Here is a 17,330-nt window from a genome sequence, read left to right as displayed (position 1 = left end):
AGGCTGAGCACATGGCGGATATGGAGTACCGGCAGCTTGGTGACTCGGGTCTGACAGTCAGCGTCGTCGGACTGGGCTGTAACAACCTCGGACGGCGCCTCGATGCGAGCCGGACGGACGCGGTCGTGAACGCTGCGGTCGATGCGGGGATCACCCTGTTCGACACCGCGGACGTCTATCACGGCGAGCACGGATTCAGCGAGGAACTGCTCGGCAAGGCGCTCGGCGCCCGCCGCGACGAGGTGGTGATCGCGACCAAGTTCGGCGGCGACATGCACGGCGAGAACGGGCCGGACTGGGGTGTCCGCGGCTCCCGCCGGTACATCCGCAAGGCGGTCGAGGCGAGCCTGAAGCGACTCGGCACCGACTGGATCGACCTCTACCAGCTGCACGTCCCGGACCCGGTCACCCCGATCGAGGAGACCCTCGCCGCGCTCACCGAGCTCGTTGCCGAGGGCAAGGTCCGGTACGTCGGCAGCTCGCAGTTCGCGGCCTGGCAGGTGGTCGACGCGGACTGGGCCGCACGGACCGCGGGGCTGGAGCATTTCATCAGCGCGCAGAACCGGTACTCGCTGCTCGACCGCGAGGTCGAGGACGAGCTGGCGCCGGCTTGCGAGCACCTCGGTGTCGGCATCCTGCCGTTCTTCCCGCTGTCGTCGGGTCTGCTCACCGGCAAGTACAAGCGCGATGCGGACGCACCGGACGGCAGCCGGTTGGCGACCCAGCCCGAGCGGCTGGCCCACGCCGACTTCGACAAGATCGAGGCCCTCGAGACCTTCGCGGCCGAGCGGGACCTGACCCTGATCGACGTCGCGATCGGCGGCCTGGCAGCCCAGCCCGCAGTTGCCTCCGTCATCGCAGGTGCCACCACTCCGCAACAGATCGCCCAGAACGTCGCAGCTGGCACCTGGGACCCAACCGCCGCCGACCTCGCCGCGCTAGACGAGCTGACGTGACGCTGATTCTTCTCCCGCCGTCCGAAGGGAAGACCGGTCGGTCGCGCGGTCGCGCCGTCGACTTCTCCACGCTGTCGTTCCCGGAGCTGAATCCGGTCCGCGAGCAGGTGCTCGACACCCTGGCCAAGGTCTCCGCGTCCTCGGACGCGTTCGACGTCCTCGGTGTCGGCGCCTCGCTCCAGCACGAGGTCGACCGCAACACCCGCTGGCGCACCGAGCCGTCCGTGCCGGTCTCCGAGTTGTACTCCGGCGTTCTGTACGACGCCCTCGGCTACTCGACGCTCTCCGCAGGAACGAAGCGTCGCGCCGCCAACCGGCTCCTCGTCATCTCTGCCGCCTGGGGCGCACTCCGACCGGCCGACCGCGTCCCGCCGTACCGCCTATCGATGGGTACGACGCTGCCGGGACACGGACCGCTCGCCTCGGTATGGCGCGACCCGCTCGCCGCCGTACTCGCCGACAGCGACGGCGTGATCGTGGACTGCCGATCGTCGACGTACATCGCTGCCTGGCGACCGACCGGCGATCAGGCGGACAAGTGGGTCTCGGTCAACGTCGTCCGCGAACGCGACGGCATCCGCACAGTCGTCTCCCACAACGCAAAGCACACCCGAGGCCTCGTCGCCCGCCACCTGCTCGAATCCGGCAAGGACCCCGGCACCCCGAAGTCCCTGCACAAACTGATCAGCGAACGCTGGAACACCGAGCTCGACCGCGCCGCCACCGGCTGGACGCTGACCGTCGTTGAGCACGACTAGCTGAAGTCGGCCTTGCGGATCACGCCGTGGACGCCGGTGGTCCGGTCGACGACCTGGGAGACCTCGAAGTCGGCTGCCGCTGACAGATAGGCGTACGCCGTCGCCCGGTCCATCCCCTGGTCGGTCTCGAGGAAGTCGAGCGCGTTGACGACCGCGCGACGCATGGCGATGTTGAGGTCGTTACCCTGACCGTTCTGGCTGCCGTCCGGGTCCGACAACCCGATCGGCACCCACGCGTCCGGCGTCTCCGCGAACGGGTACCCGAACGCGACCGACGGGGCGTCACCCGATCCCTTCGCGCACACGGTCAACCGGAAGGTCGCCCGCAGCGAACCTTCCAGCGCGGTGAGCGCGACCTCTCCGTTGCCCATCGCGAAGTGCGGATCGCCGACATGGAACAGGGCGCCGTCGGCGAACACGGGCAGATAGAACGTCGACCGTACGCCGAGCAGGTTGATGTCGATGTTGCCGCCGCCGAGGGTCGGCGGGATCGAGTTCAGTTCGGGCCCGGTCGGCGACTCCGAGTCGGCGAACGCGACACCCATCAGGCCCATGAACGGGTTGAGCGGGAACTTCACCTCGCGCCGCCCGCGTGGCATCACTCCGCGTCCGCCGCGGACGGGCGTGAACACCGACACGTTCCCGTACTGCGTCGGGTCGCCGGTCGCACGTCCGTCGGTCGACACCGGCGGCATGATCTCGTCGAGCGTGATTCCGGCCGGTACGGCGCCACCGGCCAGCCGGGGGAGTGCGCCCTTCCCGTGCCGGCTCGACACCACGCCGTACGGGACCCGCGGGAGCATCGACAGCATCTCGATCTTGAGAACGTCGCCTGGCTTCGCGCCGTTGACGAAGATCGGGCCGGTGACCACGTGCGGGCCGTCGACGTCGAAGTTCCGGGTGGTCCGGTCGTAGTCACGGGCGATCGCGACGGCGTCGTTCAGTACGGACGACTTGCCGACGCCGTGCTGCGCGAAGTACTCGACCGGATCGCGGCCCTGGTCCTCGAGGATGCCCTCGTGCGAGACCGTGTCGACGGTGACCGTGTCGCCAGACCGCACCCGCAGAACCGGCTCGCTGTCGAGCGACGGCACGTAACCCCACCGGACCTGGTCAGGCGTCGACGGCAGGTAGTGCCGACCGTGAATCGGCCCCTTCCCCGGCTGCAGAACCTCACGCGGGGCAGTCGCGCCGGCGGAGGTCGCCGTACCGGCGGAGACCGCAACTCCGGCACCGGCGGCCGCCGTCGCCCGGATGAAGTCCCGGCGGCCGAGGCCGGAGCGGAGGATGGCGCGAGCCTGCTCGCCAAAGCTGTTCTTTGCCATCGGCACATCTCCTCACTGGATGGTGTCGCCTGTATACCGGGATGGCATTTCCGACCTATGAAGCGTTGTGAACGCCGTATGACGGGGAGCGTTCACACGGCTTTCATCGGTGAGTGGTTTCTCACCGCGCGTGATCGGGGAAGGCTGTGGTCAGCACGTCAGGGGGGAACCGCCCTACCCTTCGGAGGCCTGACTGATGCGACGCTCCATCACTGCCGCCCTTGCGGCGCTCGCCGCGATCGCGGCATGGACCCTCAACGCCGGCCCGGCGCTGGCGTCACCACCGACCCCACCGTCCGCGAGTACGGCGGCCACTGAGCTGGCCGGCCTGACCGTCAAGACGGAAGGGTCGACGACCGGCTACAGCCGGGACAAGTTCCCGCACTGGATCACGCAGTCCGGGACCTGCGACACCCGGGAGGAGGTTCTGAAGCGCGACGGCACTGGCGTGAAGGTCGACAGCAGCTGTCAGCCGACCGCCGGCAGCTGGTACAGCGTGTACGACAAGACGACCTTCACCGACTCGTCGGACGTCGACATCGACCACATCGTGCCGCTGGCCGAGGCGTGGAAGTCGGGCGCCAGTAGCTGGACGCAGGCCAGGCGTCAGGAGTTCGCGAACAACCTGACGATCTCGCAGCTGATCGCGGTGTCCGCGTCGAGCAACCGCTCGAAGGGTGACCGGGACCCGTCCGAGTGGCAGCCGACGAACACCGCGGTGCACTGCATCTACGCCCGCTACTGGATCTGGGTGAAGTACACCTACGGCCTGTCACTGCAGTCGGCGGAGAAGACCGCGCTGACGCAGATGCTCGGAACCTGCTAGTCCTCGAGTAGATGGCGGCGCTGGGCGTGGATACCGGCCTGGAACCGGGTCCGCGCGCCCAGCGTCTCCATCAGCTCGGCCACTCGCCGGCCGACGGTCCGGCTGCTCAGCGCGAGCTGCCGAGCAATCGCGTCGTCCTTGAACCCGGCAGCCAACAGCGTCATCAGCCGCGCGTCGGTCGGATCGGCCTTCGCTGTCGGGACAACCGGAACGGCCTGGTCCCAGAGCAGCCAGAACATCTCGATCAGTGCGTCGAGCAACGCGCAGGGATGTACGACGAGTGCACTGTCGACCAACTGGTCGACGGCCAGTGGCAGGAGCGCGATCTTCCGGTCGAACGCGGCCAGCTTCATCGGCACCTGCGGATGGATCCGCGACGTCTCGCCCGCATCGGCCGCGCTGTACGCCTCGTCGACCCCGCCGGGAATGTCCAGCGAGTCGGGGGAGTAGATGCCGTGGACGACTACTCCGTCGCCCAGCAGTCCGCGCACCTTCGGGTCGGAGTCGCCGGGTCGCGAGGCGTACGGCGGCCTGTCCAGGACGAGTAGCTGGTCCTGGGTGCCGTTCAGCAACTGGGCGAACCGGGCGGCGATCGCTTCCTGGCCGACGATCACCTCGACCAGGTTCTCCGGGCGGTGCTGCTCCTGGGCGGCGAGCTCGGACAGCATGACGCGGGCTTCGGCGCGGACGCGGTCGAGCTCGGCCCGGCGTACGGCGACCAGTGCGTCGACCGCGACGTCGGGGCGGGTCGGCAGTAGGCGGACCGGGTCGTCGGCCGTGGTGGTCAGTAGACCGAGCTTCTCGAGCCGTCCGACCGTCGCGGTCAGGTCCGGTTCGTCGCGACCGAGACGGTTCGCGAGCTCGGCAACGTCACAGCCGGGCGCCGACAGCAGCGCCCGGTAGGCCTCCTCATCAGGCGGCTCCACCCCTACCGACTCCAGCATCCGATCAGGCTATCTCGTCCAGTGGACCGGACTCGACCGGTTTGGCGACTTCGCGACATGTCTTGCATCCGTCAGCCCGGGTCAGGCCCGGATACGGCCGCGGTGGGGTAAGCCTGACGATGCTGGGCGCGCGCGGATCGGGCAGGGGACGCCCGGTCAAGCCTCAACGCGCGCGCCCGCCCTACGCTTCACGCGCAGATAGCTGCGCCAGATCACCCGCTGGAGCAACAGCGTCACGACCCCGGCAATGGTCATGCCGGCCAGGTTGATACCCAGCTGAGCCGCGGCGCCGCCGATGTGACCCGGTGCCCACAACGCGATCGACAGCGCGAGATCACCGGCGGCCGGGACCGTCGTCACCGAGATGAATACCCCGACCAGCGCATTGCCACGCCCGGCCGTCTGCGACAGGACGCCTGCACATCCGGCGAGTACGGCGACGACCACGGACCAGCGATCCGGTCGCCAGATGAACCCCGTTAGCGGCCGCGCCGCCGTGACATCGCTGACGTCCACCCATCCGACTGCTCGCGCCAGCAGGGCCGCGATCACCGTCAGCGCGATCGCCAGCGCGAATCCGCGAACCAGCAGCACCGCCGACCGGCGAGCCAGACCGCCCTTGCCCAGGAAGAGTCCGACGGCCAGCGCGGCCACCACACCGAACTCGGGTCCGACGACCATGGCGCCCACGACGAGGATCGCGGAATCGGTGACCACGGCAACCGATGCGATCATTGTCGCCAGCGTCAGGAAGGCGTAGTACACCCACGAACCGCCGGCCTCGTTGTAGGCCTGATCGACGACGGCGTCCCAGATGACCGCGTCGTCGGGTGCCCCGGGAGCCGCTTTCTCCGCGGCCTGGGCGTTCCGCGACGGCGCCGCGTCGACCGAGCTCAGCGCAACGGCACCGTCGTCGTACAGGCCCTCGGCCTTCAGGAACGCGAGGACGTCCGAGGTCGCCTCGCGGGTCACGTCACACTCGATCATGTCCCCTTCGGGCCGGCGTGCGGCGCCGGGCAACCGGACGATGCTGGTGGCCCGGGGATCGGCGACAAGCGCGTTCAGGACGCGCTCGCTGCGGTCGGACGGGACGATGAGACGAAGGTGCATCACGGGCCACATGCTGTCAGAACGACCCGTGGAGCCACGATGAGCGATGGTCAGGCGGTACGCCGACTTTGATCCGCAAGGGCCGGTGAACTGACCGGGACGAGTGCGGCGAACAGTACGGTCGCGAGGGCCGCGGCGCCGGTGCCGACGGCGATCCAGCCGAGTGCGGGGTAGCCGGCTCCGGCGCCGATCGCCAGGCCGCCGAGCCACGGCCCGAGCGTGATGCCGACGTTGAACGCGGAGAAGTTCGTCGCGGTCGCAAGCCTCGGCGCGTCACCGGCCAGGCTGAACACGCGGGCGTTGAGAGCAGGGTTCGCGGCGAAACCGAAGCCGCCGAGCAAAGCGATCACACCGATCGCCACCGCCGGGACGGACGCGGTGACCGCCAGTACGCCGGACAGGACGAGCAGCCCGGTGATGCTGATGAACAAGGTGTGGAACGGGAGCGCATCGGCGAACCGGCCGCCGAGGGTGATCCCGATGAACGAGCCGAGACCGTAGAGCGCGAGTACGCCGGGAACGGCTCCGGCCGGCAGACCTGTGGTCTGGATCAGGAGCGGGGCAAGGTAGCTGAAGACGACGAGGATCGTCGCGGTCACCAGGACCGTCGTACCGAACGCGAGCCAGAGCCGCGCGTTCCGGAACACCCGGAGCTCGTCTGCGAACCGCGGCGCGCTCGCTGGGTCAGGCCGGTCGGCCGGCAGCGTGGCGAAGACGCCTGCCATCGCGAGCACGCACATCCCGGCCACGGTCCAGAACGCCGACTGCCAGCCGAGGTGCTGGCCCAGGACCGTTCCGAGCGGGAGGCCGACGATGGTCGCGATCGTGAGCCCGCCGGTGACGATGCTCATCGCCCGCGCGCGGCTGTTCGCCGGTACGAGGGCGACCACGGTCACGGCGGCGATCGACCAGAACCCGGAGTAGACGAAGGCGCCGACGACCCGGGTGGCGAGCAGGACGGCGTAGCTCGTCGTCAGTGCGCCCACGACATGGGTGAGCGCGAAGATCGCCAGGAAGACGAGACCCGCCGTACGCCGTGACCAGGTGAGGGGGAGGACCGCGAGGACGGGTGCGCCGACGAGCATGCCGAGCGCGAACGCGGAGATCAGCAGTCCGGCCTGGGGGATCGTGACGTGCAGATCCGTGGAGAGCTCCGGGAGCAGGCCGGCCAGCATGAGCTCGGACGTGCCCTGCGCGAAGATGCTCAGTCCCAGGACATAGACAGCTATTGGCATCGTTCCCCCTCACTCGACGACCGCCACGCGCAGTATCTCAGAGATCACTGTCCGCTGTCGCCACGCCTGCCACGGACTGAGATTTGAGCGAGTACGGCATGGTTGGACCATGAGCTCGCAAACCCCGGCGAAGCGGACTGGGCGGAGTGTGGACACCGCCAGGATCGGCAGTGGGCTGAAGTTGCTCGCAGTGCTGGTCGGGCTGATGTGGCTGAGCGAGGTCATCGACACCGCGACCGATGGCTCGCTGAATCAGTACGGGATCATCTCCCGCGAGCCGCGCGGTCTGATCGGCGTCTTGACCGCGCCGTTCCTGCACATGGGCTTCGGCCATCTGATCTCGAACACGCTGCCGCTGGTCACGCTCGGTGCGATCATCGCGATCAGCGGCGCGGCCCGGTTGTTCGCCGTGACCGCGATCGTGGTGGTGATCGGCGGCTTCGGGACCTGGCTGATCTCACCGCCGAACACGACCACGATCGGCGCGAGCGGGCTGGTCTTCGGCTACGCGTCGTACCTGATCCTGCGTGGGCTGTTCAACCGGCGGCTCGGGCAGGTGCTGGTCGGCATCGTGGTCGTGATGGTGTGGGGGAGTGCGCTGCTCGGCGGGCTGCTGCCGCAGGACGGGATCTCCTGGCAAGGACACCTGTTCGGCGGGATCGCCGGCGTACTCGCCGCCTGGGTCCTGTCGGACGACAAGAAGCCAAGCGTCAAGAAGTAAGCGTGCTCGGGTCGGTGTTCGCTCCGCAGACCACGACGACGACTCGCTCGCCTGCGGCCGGGCGGTAGGCGCCTGAGGCGAGGGCGGCGTACGCGACCGCACCGCCGTGTTCGGTCGCGAGGTGGTAGTCCCGCCACAGTTCGTTGCGCGCAGCAACGATCGCCTCGTCCTCGATCAGCAGCGACGGGACGTTGTGGTGCTGCGCCGCTGCGAGCGCCAGCTCGCCGATCCGGCGGGCACCGAGCGAGTCGGCAGCCACTCCGCCGACCGAGCCGTCGACGGGTTCGCCGGCCTCCAGAGCGCGGTGCAGGGTCGGCGCCAGCACGGGCTCTACGCCGATGACCTGCGCGTTCGTGCCGATCGCGGTCGCAATCCCGCCGATCAGTCCACCTCCACCGACCGCCACGATCACGGTGTCGAAGTCGCTGACCTGGTCAAGGATCTCGAGGCCGACCGTCCCCTGCCCGGCGACAATCTCGGGCTGGTCGTACGCATGGACCAGGAGCGCCCCAGATTCGTCCCGCGCCGCGAGCGCCGCCTGATACGCCTCGGCGTACTCGCTCCCGACCTGTACGACGTCCGCCTCGAGCGTCCGCAGCTTGCCGAGTTTCGCGGCCGGGACCGTCTGCGGGACGAAGATCCGTGCTGGCACCCCGAGCTCTCGGGCCGCGTACGCCGCGGCCAGCCCGGCGTTGCCCCCGGACGCCGCGACGATGCCGTGGCCGGTCAGCTCGCCGCTCTCCTTCGCGCTGAGCAGCCGGTTGAACGCGCCGCGAGGCTTGAACGAGCCGGTGTGCTGGAGCAGTTCGAGCTTGAACGTGAGCCCCGGCGCGACCTCGATCACCGGGGTACGGCGTACCCGTCCCGCGATCCGCTCCGCCGCCCGCCGCACGTCTTCGACACTTACCGTCATACGCCAACCCTGCCACGATGGAGAACATGGGTGCTTACGAGGACAGCTACCGGCGGAGTCTTGAGGATCCGGAAGGTTTCTGGCTGGAGGCGGCCGAGGCGATCTCGTGGACCCGGCCACCGACGCGCGCGATCGACGCGAGTCAGGCCCCGATCTACCGCTGGTTCCCGGACGGCGCGCTGAACACGTCGTACAACGCCTTGGATCGGCACGTCGAGGCGGGCGCCGGTGAGCGGATCGCGCTGATCTACGACTCGCCGGTCACTGGGACGGGGCGGACCTATACCTATGCGCAGTTGCTGGACGAGGTGGCGGCGTTCGCCGGCGGGCTGGCGTCGCTCGGGGTCGCGAAGGGCGATCGGGTCATCGTGTACATGCCGATGATCCCGGAAGCAGTCGTGGCCATGCTGGCGTGCGCGCGGCTCGGCGCGATCCACTCGGTGGTGTTCGGCGGCTTCGCGCCACGCGAACTCGCGGCCCGGATCGACGACGCCACGCCTCGGGTCATCGTCGCGGCCTCGGCCGGCATCGAGCCGACGCGGGTGGTCGAGTACAAGCCGATCATCGACGAGGCTTTGACGATCGCTCAGCACCAGCCAGAGCACACGGTCGTCTTCCAGCGGGACGAGGCGCGGGCGGAGCTGGGCGAGCGTGATGTCGACTGGACTGCGCTGAAGGCCGAGCCGGCCGATCCGGTGGAGGTCGCGGCGACTGACCCGCTCTACATCCTCTACACCTCCGGTACGACGGGGAAGCCGAAAGGTGTCGTCCGCGACAACGGCGGCCACGCGGTCGCACTCGCCTGGACGATGCGCGCCGTGTACGACATCGGCCCGGGCGACGTCTGGTGGACCGCCTCCGACGTCGGCTGGGTCGTCGGCCACTCGTACATCGTCTACGCGCCACTCCTCGTCGGTGCGACCACCGTCCTGTACGAGGGCAAGCCGGTCGGTACGCCGGACGCCGGTGCGTTCTGGCGGGTGATCTCCGAGCACGGCGTGAAGGCGTTGTTCACCGCGCCGACCGCGATTCGCGCGATCAAGAAGGTCGATCCGGAGGCGGCCGAGCTGGCGAAGTACCCGATGGACTCGTTCCGGACACTGTTCCTGGCGGGGGAGCGGCTCGACCCCGAGACGTACCACTGGGCGCACGAGCATCTCGGCGTACCGGTCGTGGATCACTGGTGGCAGACCGAGACCGGCTGGTCGATCGCAGCCAACCCGCGCGGCCTCGAACCGCTGCCGACCAAGCCGGGCTCGGCGACCGTTCCGATGCCGGGCTGGGACGTGCAGATCCTGGATGCGTACGGCAAGGTGCTGCTGCCGCAGGAGGAGGGTGCGATCGCGATCAAGCTCCCGCTGCCGCCGGGTGCGCTGCCGACGTTGTGGGGCGACGACCAGCGCTACATCGAGAGCTACCTGAAGCAGTACGACGGGTATTACCTGACCGGGGACGGCGGGTTCATCGACGACGACGGCTACATCTTCGTGATGGGCCGCACCGACGACGTGATCAACGTGGCCGGGCACCGGTTGTCGACGGGCTCGATCGAGGCGGTGGTTGCGGCGAATCCGGCGGTCGCTGAGTGCGCGGTGATCGGGGTGCATGATCCGTTGAAGGGTCAGCTGCCGCGAGCATTGGTGGTGTTGAAGGCCGGGGCGTCGGTGTCCGAGGCTGACTTGCAGGCTGAGCTGGTGGCCGCAGTACGCCGGGAGATCGGGCCGGTCGCCGCCTTCCGGGACGTGTCCGTGGTGGACGCCCTGCCGAAGACGCGCTCGGGCAAGATCCTGCGCCGGACGATGCGCGGAATCGCCGACGGACGAGACGAACCAGTCCCGTCGACAATCGAGGACCCCGCCGTACTGGACGCCCTACGCCCGGTGCTGCGCAGCGAGGAAGGCTAGGACCGCTGGACTCGCGACCGACCGGAATTCGTGGAAGTAGGCGTGCCGAGCGCCCGCAATCAGCTCGGCACGCGCTCCGGGAATGCGGTCCGAGAGCAGCTGCGCGTTGGCGGCCGGGCTGAAGACGTCGTCGGCGCCGTGCAGGACGAGCGTCGGCGTGCTGATGCTCGGCAGGCCGGCCCACGCGTCGTGCTTGTTGCTGGCCACCAGGTGCCGGCCTTTGGCGTACGACGGCATGGTCGTGTCACCGAGGACGTAGTACGGGCCAGGATTCTGCGCGATCCACTCCGGCGTGTACATCAGCTCGAGCAGCACGCGCTCGGTCCGGGCCGGATCGACCAGCGCCTTCCGGATCTCCTGGCTGCGCTCGTACCCGTGCGCCGCGCCGGGTGAGGTACAGCCCAGAACCAGTGCGTCGACACGTTCGGGGTGGTTGATCGCCAGCCACTGCCCGACCCGCCCGCCCATCGACGTCCCGTAGACGTTCGCGCTGTCCAGCCCGAGGTCATCCAGTACCGCGACCACGTCGTCCGCGAACCCGACCGTGCTGTAGACCTCGTCCGGCTTGTCGCTCTCGCCGGTTCCTCTCCAGTCCAGAGTGATCGTCTGGTACTGCGTTTCGAAGTCCGCCCGGATCGGATCCCACCAGGTGTGGTTGTTCGACTGACCGGCGAGCAGGACAAGTGGTTGCCCAGCGCCCCGAACCTGATAGGCGATCCTCGTCCCGTCAATAGCTGCTGCGTGTGGCACAGAGATAGTCTGCAGGTATGCGAGTCGTGATTGCGGGTGGACATGGTCAGATCGCGTTGCGACTGACGAGGCTGCTGAGCGGTGACGGACACGAGGTGGTCGGTCTGGTGCGCAACCCGGACCACGAGGCCGACATCGCGGCCGCGGGCGGCCAGGCCGCCGTGCTCGACCTCGAGCAGGTCGACGTAGGCGCCGTCGCCAAGGTTCTGGACGGTGCGGACGTCGCGATCTTCGCGGCCGGCGCCGGTCCGGGCAGCGGGAACGCCCGCAAGGACACGGTCGACCGGGGTGCGGCCGCTCTCTTCGCGGACGCTGCCCAGCAGGCCGGCGTACGGCGGCACATCCAGGTCGGCTCGATGGGCGCGGACCGTGCCGACTCGCTGACCGACGACGACAGCTTCACCATTTACCTCAAGGCCAAGTGGGCAGCCGAGGAGGACCTGCGGGCGCGGGATCTGGACTGGACGGTTCTGCGGCCGGGCGGGCTGACCAACGACCCCGGCACCGGCATGGTCACGCTCGCCGACAAGACCGGGAACGGCCGGATCAGCCGCGACGACGTCGCGCTGGTGCTGGCCGGCCTGTGCGACACCCCGGCCGCGATCGGCCGGACCCTCGAGCTCATCGGCGGAAACACCCCGGTGACCGAGGCTCTCAACTCTCTCTGACGTTGCCACAAGCAACAGAATGTGACGGATTCGGACAGATGGCAGACACACTCCGCCAGGTGACTTTCGAGCGCGTGGCGAACAGCAGCTACGAGGTGCGCAACGTGCGCGGCGGCACCATCCGGGTCGGCTCGGGCGGTGCGGAGACCGACTTCACGCCGGTCGAGCTGCTGCTGGCCGCGATCGGGACCTGCTCGGCGATCGACGTCGACATCGTGGTCAGCCGGCGCGCCGAGCCGACCGAGTTCAAGGCCGTGGTTCGCGGCGACAAGATCCGGGACGCCGAGGAAGGCAACCGGATGGACAACCTCGCGGTCGAGTTCACCGTGCACTTCCCCGAGGGCGAGGACGGCGACAAGGCGCGCGAGGCGCTGCCGCGGGCGGTGAAGATGTCGCACGACCGGCTCTGCACGGTCAGCCGGACGGTCGAGCTCGGCACACCGGTCACGACGACGGTCAACGACTGAGCACTTCGATGAGGCGGTGCGCGTAGGCCTTCGGATGGCTGAGGTTGCCGTTGTGGCCGCCCGGGAAGAGCTCTAGCTCCTGGTCGAGCAGGGCGGCGAGGGCCTCCGCGCACTGGTAGTCGAAGACGGTGTGCGGTGTCGTCGTACCCGCTGCCGGGATGATCCGTGCGTCGGCTGTTGTGAAGTCGAGGTCGTCGTGGGCAGCGGCGAGGAAGTCGTGGCGGATGAAGTAGTCGAAGTTCGCGATCCGGTTCGCGTCCATCGGGAAGTCGGTCCGCTTCGGCTCGCCGGTCGACGGGTCGATGCCTAGGGAGCGGACGATCTCCGGGATGGTCGCCTGGAGTCCGTTGGCCAGGTAGTGGTCGCGGATCTCGGTGAGCTCGTCGCGGTGGCGTTTCGCGTCGGCGAGCAGCCAGGGTGCGATCGGCTCATGCGCAACAAGGGTGCGGAGCTGGCCGGGGTGGTCGACCGCGACATGCAGACCGATGACCGCCCCGAGACTGCAGCCGAGCATGGCGACGGGCTCGTCGGTGAGGTGCGCCAGCAGACGGTGTACGTCGTCCGCGTGGTCGGCGATCGTGGCGCCGCCGGCCGGGTTGTCGAGCCGGCTGCGGGACAGGCCGCGGCGGTCGTAGGTGAGAACCGTGTACCGATCGGTCAGGTGGCCGGCCAGGTCCGTCGTGCGGTCGGCGTCGCCTTCACCGCTCTGCGAGATCAGCAGCAGCGGTCCGCTGCCTTCGAGTTGGTAGTGCAGGACGGCTCCGGGGACGTTGATCGTGGTCATGGCTCGGAGATTACATCTGGGTCGATGCATCTATCAAGATGTATCTGAGTTGATGTAGATTTCGGCTGTGAACGGAGTGGATCTCTTCCTGCTCGGGCGGGCGCTGATGAGGATCGGCGAGGACGCCTTGCCGGAGCCGCCGGGCGGAGCGGCGAAGTACGCCGGTAGTGCGCGGATGGTGCTGATCGTCGCCAGCGATATCGCCGAGCATCCGGAGACCGCGGTGGGGGAGATCGCCGCCCGGACCGGCCTGCCGCAGAGCCAGGTGTCGACGGCGATCGCTCGGTTGAAGGAGGCCGGCGCGGTCATCACCACCACCGATCCCGCCGACCGCCGCCGAGCCCTGGTCAGTCGGGCCGCCGGCGTATCCGACCGGCTGGCCGAGGTCCGCGCCACCAGCATCGAGCCTGCACTGGCCAAGGCGCTGGGGACCGACGATCCGGCCCGGGTCGCCGAACTCTCACGTGCGCTCGACCAACTCGTCCGCGACCTCCTACCCAACCGTTCGGCCAGCTAGAAACTCGGTCGCCGGTCGGACGTGGGTTTTCAGGACGGACTGGGTTTGGCGGCTGTCCAGGCGGATGTCTGACGGCTCGCCCGGTACGGCCGGCAGTAGGTCCGGGTCGAACCCGTCGCGGATGGCGATCAGTCGGCCCAGCTCGAGCCGGCTGAGCGCTTCCGGTCCGGCGACGTGGGTGATGCCGTTGACGTCGGACGCGAGCAGTTCGAGCAGCGCAGACGCCAGGTCGGTGACGTGAACCGGGCAGCGGATGTTCTCGGTGTAGAACGCACCAGGCTCGCCGGCCGCCAACCGGCGTACCCGCTGCTCCTCCTCGGATAGACCGTCCGACCCGATGATGAGCGACGTACGCGCGATCACAGCACCCGGCACGATCGCGCGGATCGCCGTCTCAGCCGCTGCCTTGGCCGCGCCGTACGGCGTGATCGGGCATGGCAGCTCGTCCTCGTCGTACGGCGTACCCCGGTGACCGAAGACCGCATCGGTCGACACGAACACCACGCGGGCGCCGTCAGCTTCTAGGGCGACGTTGACCGCGCCGAGCGCGGTGGTCGCCCAGTCGTCCTGTTTATAGGCGGTGTGGATGATCCCGTCCGGTCGCACTGCCCGGATCACGTCCCGCACCTCGTCGCGGCGCCGTACGTCGAGCTGCACCCCACCCGGCACGCGTTGCGAGTGGTACGCCGGTACGACGTCGTGGTCCTTCTCGGCACAGCGCATGACTTCGCGCCCCAGGAGTCCAGCGGCTCCAGTGACGAGCAACCTCACCCCACAACCTTATGGCGTTCGAGCCGCCAGCCGGCAGTCCGCGTGGCGCGCTTTACCTGCGTCACCGTCCGTACTTTCCGTGGTGACATCCACGACTGCGACGGCTTGTGCAACATCCAGCCGTCCCCGATCGTCAACGCCGCGTGCTGAACGAGCGCCGCCGCGTCCCGCCACACGAACACAGTCCCCGGTACGCCGTCCTGTCCACCAGGCTCCGTGTGGTTGGCGAGCCACTCTTCAAACGGTTCGCGGACCATCCAAACGGACTCGGCGCCCTCGACTCCGCACGCCGCCATCACTGTCCCGAAGCAGTTCGGCCCACTGCCGTCCGCGAACGTGCCCGCCAATTCCCGGACCCGAGGGAAGTCCGCCGGCCAGGTCCGTACGTCGCCGTGCCGACTGGGCCCGAGGCCCTCGCTCACGATCTCCGGAAGCACCCGTTCCGGCTCTCGCAGCAGCGACTTCCACCAGACGAACCGATGCCCGTCGGCCTGCTGCCGAACCTCCGCCCCGACAACGCCCGCCCACTTCCGGACGGTCGGAACCGCGCCACGCCCGTAGTTCACCTGTGCCCGCACCAACGCGGCCCGGGTCGCCTTCGGCAGCTCGCCGTACGCCGCCTCGGTCAGCCAAGCGGTGTGGGCAGCGCGGCGGTCGATGGCGTATGTCCAGTAGGTGTCGCGGTCCTGCCGGCTGGGCTCGCGGTCGTCGACCGTCAGGCTCCACGCGTTCGCCTGCTTCTTGGTGAGGAAGAACGGCTGCTCGTCGGGTGCGAGCCAGTCGACCCATCGGGCCAGCAGGTCGGGGGAGACGTCGATGCCCAGGACGGTCAGCACCGGGCAACGTTCTCATCCTTAGGCGGGCTCGGCCACTGGCTTTTGCGGCCCGCGGTACCGCTGGGTCTGCGAGTAGACCAGGTTGGTCGTCGTACTCCCGAAGCTGGTCAGCTCGTTGACGAGCTCCTCGAGATGCGGCATCGAGGCCGCCGCGACCTTCAGCGTGTAGCAGTCGTCACCGGTCGTCCGCAGACACTCGAGGATCTCGCGCCGCTCAGCCAGCAACCGGTGCAGCGGGTCGTGCTTGTTGCCCGGGTACTTCAGCCGTACGACGGCCAGCACCGGGTAGCCGACCTTGGTCAGGTCGATCTCCGCGCGGTACCCGGTGATGACGCCGATCGACTCCAGCCGGCGGACCCGTTCAGTGGTTGCCGAGGCGCTCAGGCTGACTCGCCGGCCGAGCTCGGTCAGCGAGATCCGGGCGTCCTCCTGCAGCTCGTCGACGATCGCCCAGTCGGTCGAATCGAGAGTCTCGGTCATGGGGCCAATCTACCGGCGATTCCCCGGTGCAGGCCGTCGTACGCCGGGAGGAATCTCTTCAAGAGCAGGCTGTTGCCTGGATAGCCTGAGGGTGTGGAACTTGGAGTGAACGTGCCGAACTTCGGCCCGGGGACGAATCCGGCGCGCTTGCGGGACTGGGCGCGCGTGGTCGAGGGTCTCGGGTACGACCTGTTGATGGTGTCGGACCATGTCGTGATCACGCCGGACGTGGCCGGGCAGTACCCGGCGCCGTTCTACGAACCGTTCACCACGCTGAGCTGGCTGGCCGGGATCACGGAGCGGGTCCGGCTCGGGACGACGGTGCTGATCGCGCCGTACCGGCATCCGTTGCTCGTGGCAAGGATGGCGGCAAATCTCAACCAGCTCAGCGACGGCCGGTTCGTACTCGGCGTCGGGATCGGCTGGGCGCGGCAGGAGTTCGAGGCACTCGGCGCGGAGCATGGCCGGCGTGGAGAGCAGACGGACGTGATGCTCGCCGAGCTGCGGCGCGCATGGGCGGACACAGCGGACTACGGTGCTGGCACGATCCCGATTTGGGTCGGCGGCTCTAGCGCGGCAGCCCTCCGCCGTACCATACGGTTTGGTACGGCGTGGCATCCGCTGCGTCAGCGCGTTTGTCAAATGTGGTCTGGCCTCGATCAGCTGCGGACGATGGCGGCGTCGCTCGACCGGCCGGTTCCCGGATTCGCGCCGCGCATCCTGCTCCGGCTGACCGACAAGCCCTTGCCTGACGACGATCGCGTCGCCGGAGAAGGCACGGTGGAGCAGGTGATCGCGGATCTCGACGTACTGCGGGAGCTCGGCGCGGAGACCGTCGTACTCGATCCCTTCCTCGGCGACCCGACCGAAACGGAACGGCCCGAAGCGGCCTGGCAAGCGCTGGCGACGATCGCCGCGCATCAACGATTGGAGACGACGTGACACCCGAGGCAGAAGGATTCCTCCGCCGCGCGATCGCGCTGGCCGCGGCCGCGCGGGATGGGGGCGACCCACCGTTCGGCTCGCTGCTGGTCGGGCCGGACGGGACCGTGCTGGCCGAGGACCACAACACCACGATCAGCGAAGGCAACATCAGCTTCCACCCGGAGCTGAAGCTCGCCGTCTGGGCCGCGCAACACCTGACGCCCGACGTCGCGGCCGGCACGACGATGTACACGAGTTGCCAGCCGTGCGGGATGTGCGCCGGTGCGCTCGCGCGTTCGGGGCTCGGCCGGGTCGTGTTCGCGCTGTCGGGGGAGCAGCTGGACGGCTTGAAGTCCACCGGCAGCTTCCCCGCCGTACCGCAGGAAGGACCTGCGCTGTACGACGAGGCACGCGTGCCGGTGGACGGGTACTACGTGTAGG

At 68.8% G+C, this 17,330-nt stretch carries 20 protein-coding genes; 10 read left to right on the top strand and 10 right to left on the bottom strand.

From position 1 onward, the window contains the following. Positions 1-11 precede the first annotated feature (11 nt). Together EV650_RS06310 and EV650_RS06305 are read left to right on the top strand one after the other, a co-directional pair. Entirely contained in the window at positions 12-956 is a 945-nt protein-coding gene (locus tag EV650_RS06310) for an aldo/keto reductase (protein WP_134116262.1), read from the top strand. Next, on the top strand, positions 953-1,714 hold the full coding sequence (locus tag EV650_RS06305; RefSeq protein ID WP_134116260.1) for a YaaA family protein: 762 nt from the start codon (positions 953-955) through the stop codon (positions 1,712-1,714). The genes EV650_RS06310 and EV650_RS06305 overlap by 4 nt, the downstream gene beginning before the upstream one ends. On the opposite strand, the gene EV650_RS06300 is transcribed toward EV650_RS06305, so the two are convergent. Further along, positions 1,711-3,039: an acetamidase/formamidase family protein gene (locus EV650_RS06300; RefSeq protein ID WP_134116258.1), complete on the bottom strand. Its 1,329-nt coding sequence runs from the start codon at positions 3,037-3,039 to the stop codon at positions 1,711-1,713. The two genes, EV650_RS06305 and EV650_RS06300, sit on opposite strands and share 4 nt — an antisense overlap. 196 nt (positions 3,040-3,235) lie before the next feature. Here EV650_RS06300 and EV650_RS06295 point away from each other — a divergent pair, with 196 nt between their 5' ends. Next, positions 3,236-3,865, top strand: a complete 630-nt coding sequence (locus tag EV650_RS06295) for an HNH endonuclease family protein (RefSeq protein ID WP_134116256.1) — start codon at positions 3,236-3,238, stop codon at positions 3,863-3,865. Here the strand turns inward: EV650_RS06295 and EV650_RS06290 are convergent. The 3 genes from EV650_RS06290 to EV650_RS06280 all read right to left on the bottom strand — a co-directional run bounded on the left by EV650_RS06290 (position 3,862) and on the right by EV650_RS06280 (position 7,154). Continuing rightward, complete coding sequence (locus tag EV650_RS06290) at positions 3,862-4,809, bottom strand: MarR family transcriptional regulator (RefSeq protein WP_134116254.1); 948 nt, start codon at positions 4,807-4,809, stop codon at positions 3,862-3,864. The genes EV650_RS06295 and EV650_RS06290 overlap by 4 nt on opposite strands. A 156-nt stretch (positions 4,810-4,965) precedes the next feature. Continuing rightward, positions 4,966-5,919 carry a DUF389 domain-containing protein gene (locus tag EV650_RS06285; protein ID WP_134119919.1) on the bottom strand — a complete coding sequence of 318 codons (954 nt, stop codon included), beginning with the start codon at positions 5,917-5,919 and terminating at the stop codon, positions 4,966-4,968. A gap of 50 nt (positions 5,920-5,969) precedes the next feature. Continuing rightward, a complete protein-coding gene (locus tag EV650_RS06280; protein WP_134116252.1) occupies positions 5,970-7,154 on the bottom strand; it encodes a Cmx/CmrA family chloramphenicol efflux MFS transporter in 1,185 nt (394 codons plus the stop codon). Positions 7,155-7,263: 109 nt separating this feature from the next. On the opposite strand from EV650_RS06280, the gene EV650_RS06275 reads away from it, so the two are divergent. Next, a complete protein-coding gene (locus EV650_RS06275; protein ID WP_134116250.1) occupies positions 7,264-7,875 on the top strand; it encodes a rhomboid family intramembrane serine protease in 612 nt (203 codons plus the stop codon). On the opposite strand, the gene EV650_RS06270 is transcribed toward EV650_RS06275, so the two are convergent. Further along, entirely contained in the window at positions 7,865-8,788 is a 924-nt protein-coding gene (locus tag EV650_RS06270) for a threonine/serine dehydratase (protein WP_134116248.1), read from the bottom strand. The two genes, EV650_RS06275 and EV650_RS06270, sit on opposite strands and share 11 nt — an antisense overlap. 26 nt (positions 8,789-8,814) lie before the next feature. Between EV650_RS06270 and EV650_RS06265 the strand changes: the two genes are divergently transcribed. After that, a complete protein-coding gene (locus EV650_RS06265) occupies positions 8,815-10,692 on the top strand; it encodes a propionyl-CoA synthetase (protein WP_238174045.1) in 1,878 nt (625 codons plus the stop codon). On the opposite strand, the gene EV650_RS06260 is transcribed toward EV650_RS06265, so the two are convergent. After that, entirely contained in the window at positions 10,660-11,442 is a 783-nt protein-coding gene (locus tag EV650_RS06260) for an alpha/beta fold hydrolase (RefSeq protein ID WP_134116244.1), read from the bottom strand. The genes EV650_RS06265 and EV650_RS06260 overlap by 33 nt on opposite strands. A 17-nt stretch (positions 11,443-11,459) precedes the next feature. On the opposite strand from EV650_RS06260, the gene EV650_RS06255 reads away from it, so the two are divergent. Together EV650_RS06255 and EV650_RS06250 are read left to right on the top strand one after the other, a co-directional pair. Next, a complete protein-coding gene (locus EV650_RS06255; protein ID WP_134116242.1) occupies positions 11,460-12,110 on the top strand; it encodes an SDR family oxidoreductase in 651 nt (216 codons plus the stop codon). Positions 12,111-12,169: 59 nt separating this feature from the next. Then, positions 12,170-12,577, top strand: a complete 408-nt coding sequence (locus tag EV650_RS06250; protein WP_238174044.1) for an OsmC family protein — start codon at positions 12,170-12,172, stop codon at positions 12,575-12,577. On the opposite strand, the gene EV650_RS06245 is transcribed toward EV650_RS06250, so the two are convergent. After that, positions 12,567-13,361, bottom strand: coding sequence for an alpha/beta fold hydrolase (locus tag EV650_RS06245; RefSeq protein WP_134116238.1), 795 nt, complete (start codon positions 13,359-13,361; stop codon positions 12,567-12,569). The two genes, EV650_RS06250 and EV650_RS06245, sit on opposite strands and share 11 nt — an antisense overlap. 67 nt (positions 13,362-13,428) lie before the next feature. Here EV650_RS06245 and EV650_RS06240 point away from each other — a divergent pair, with 67 nt between their 5' ends. Further along, positions 13,429-13,878: a MarR family transcriptional regulator gene (locus tag EV650_RS06240; protein ID WP_202874411.1), complete on the top strand. Its 450-nt coding sequence runs from the start codon at positions 13,429-13,431 to the stop codon at positions 13,876-13,878. Here the strand turns inward: EV650_RS06240 and EV650_RS06235 are convergent. Genes EV650_RS06235 through EV650_RS06225 form a run of 3 tightly spaced genes read right to left on the bottom strand, consistent with a single transcriptional unit; the run spans position 13,855 to position 15,965 of the window. Then, positions 13,855-14,649: an SDR family oxidoreductase gene (locus EV650_RS06235; protein WP_134116236.1), complete on the bottom strand. Its 795-nt coding sequence runs from the start codon at positions 14,647-14,649 to the stop codon at positions 13,855-13,857. The two genes, EV650_RS06240 and EV650_RS06235, sit on opposite strands and share 24 nt — an antisense overlap. Next, a complete protein-coding gene (locus EV650_RS06230; RefSeq protein WP_238174043.1) occupies positions 14,646-15,485 on the bottom strand; it encodes a hypothetical protein in 840 nt (279 codons plus the stop codon). Before EV650_RS06230 ends, EV650_RS06235 begins: the two co-directional genes overlap by 4 nt. Before the next feature lie 18 nt (positions 15,486-15,503). Beyond that, positions 15,504-15,965 (bottom strand): Lrp/AsnC family transcriptional regulator, encoded by a 462-nt coding sequence (locus tag EV650_RS06225; RefSeq protein ID WP_134116234.1) that lies wholly within the window; start codon positions 15,963-15,965, stop codon positions 15,504-15,506. 93 nt (positions 15,966-16,058) lie between these two features. Here EV650_RS06225 and EV650_RS06220 point away from each other — a divergent pair, with 93 nt between their 5' ends. Together EV650_RS06220 and EV650_RS06215 are read left to right on the top strand one after the other, a co-directional pair. Further along, the gene (locus EV650_RS06220) at positions 16,059-16,907 is read left to right on the top strand and encodes an LLM class flavin-dependent oxidoreductase (RefSeq protein ID WP_134116232.1); all 849 of its coding nucleotides are present in this window, start codon (positions 16,059-16,061) and stop codon (positions 16,905-16,907) included. After that, the gene (locus EV650_RS06215) at positions 16,904-17,329 is read left to right on the top strand and encodes a nucleoside deaminase (RefSeq protein ID WP_134116231.1); all 426 of its coding nucleotides are present in this window, start codon (positions 16,904-16,906) and stop codon (positions 17,327-17,329) included. Before EV650_RS06220 ends, EV650_RS06215 begins: the two co-directional genes overlap by 4 nt. Position 17,330 lies beyond the last annotated feature (1 nt).

Origin of the sequence: Kribbella kalugense, from assembly GCF_004365875.1 — a bacterium.
GTDB classification, from domain to species: Bacteria; Actinomycetota; Actinomycetes; order Propionibacteriales; family Kribbellaceae; genus Kribbella; species Kribbella kalugense.
This window is presented reverse-complemented; position numbering and strand designations above follow the sequence as displayed.

Excerpts from the sequence above, each read along its gene's own strand:
- EV650_RS06310 (WP_134116262.1), top strand. The coding sequence starts at position 12 with ATGGCGGATATGGAGTACCGGCAGCTTGGTGACTCGGGTCTGACAGTC.
- EV650_RS06300 (WP_134116258.1), bottom strand. The coding sequence starts at position 3,039 with ATGGCAAAGAACAGCTTTGGCGAGCAGGCTCGCGCCATCCTCCGCTCC.
- EV650_RS06295 (WP_134116256.1), top strand. The coding sequence starts at position 3,236 with ATGCGACGCTCCATCACTGCCGCCCTTGCGGCGCTCGCCGCGATCGCG.
- EV650_RS06290 (WP_134116254.1), bottom strand. The coding sequence starts at position 4,809 with ATGCTGGAGTCGGTAGGGGTGGAGCCGCCTGATGAGGAGGCCTACCGG.
- EV650_RS06285 (WP_134119919.1), bottom strand. The coding sequence starts at position 5,919 with ATGCACCTTCGTCTCATCGTCCCGTCCGACCGCAGCGAGCGCGTCCTG.
- EV650_RS06280 (WP_134116252.1), bottom strand. The coding sequence starts at position 7,154 with ATGCCAATAGCTGTCTATGTCCTGGGACTGAGCATCTTCGCGCAGGGC.
- EV650_RS06275 (WP_134116250.1), top strand. The coding sequence starts at position 7,264 with ATGAGCTCGCAAACCCCGGCGAAGCGGACTGGGCGGAGTGTGGACACC.
- EV650_RS06270 (WP_134116248.1), bottom strand. The coding sequence starts at position 8,788 with ATGACGGTAAGTGTCGAAGACGTGCGGCGGGCGGCGGAGCGGATCGCG.
- EV650_RS06265 (WP_238174045.1), top strand. The coding sequence starts at position 8,815 with ATGGGTGCTTACGAGGACAGCTACCGGCGGAGTCTTGAGGATCCGGAA.
- EV650_RS06255 (WP_134116242.1), top strand. The coding sequence starts at position 11,460 with ATGCGAGTCGTGATTGCGGGTGGACATGGTCAGATCGCGTTGCGACTG.
- EV650_RS06245 (WP_134116238.1), bottom strand. The coding sequence starts at position 13,361 with ATGACCACGATCAACGTCCCCGGAGCCGTCCTGCACTACCAACTCGAA.
- EV650_RS06225 (WP_134116234.1), bottom strand. The coding sequence starts at position 15,965 with ATGACCGAGACTCTCGATTCGACCGACTGGGCGATCGTCGACGAGCTG.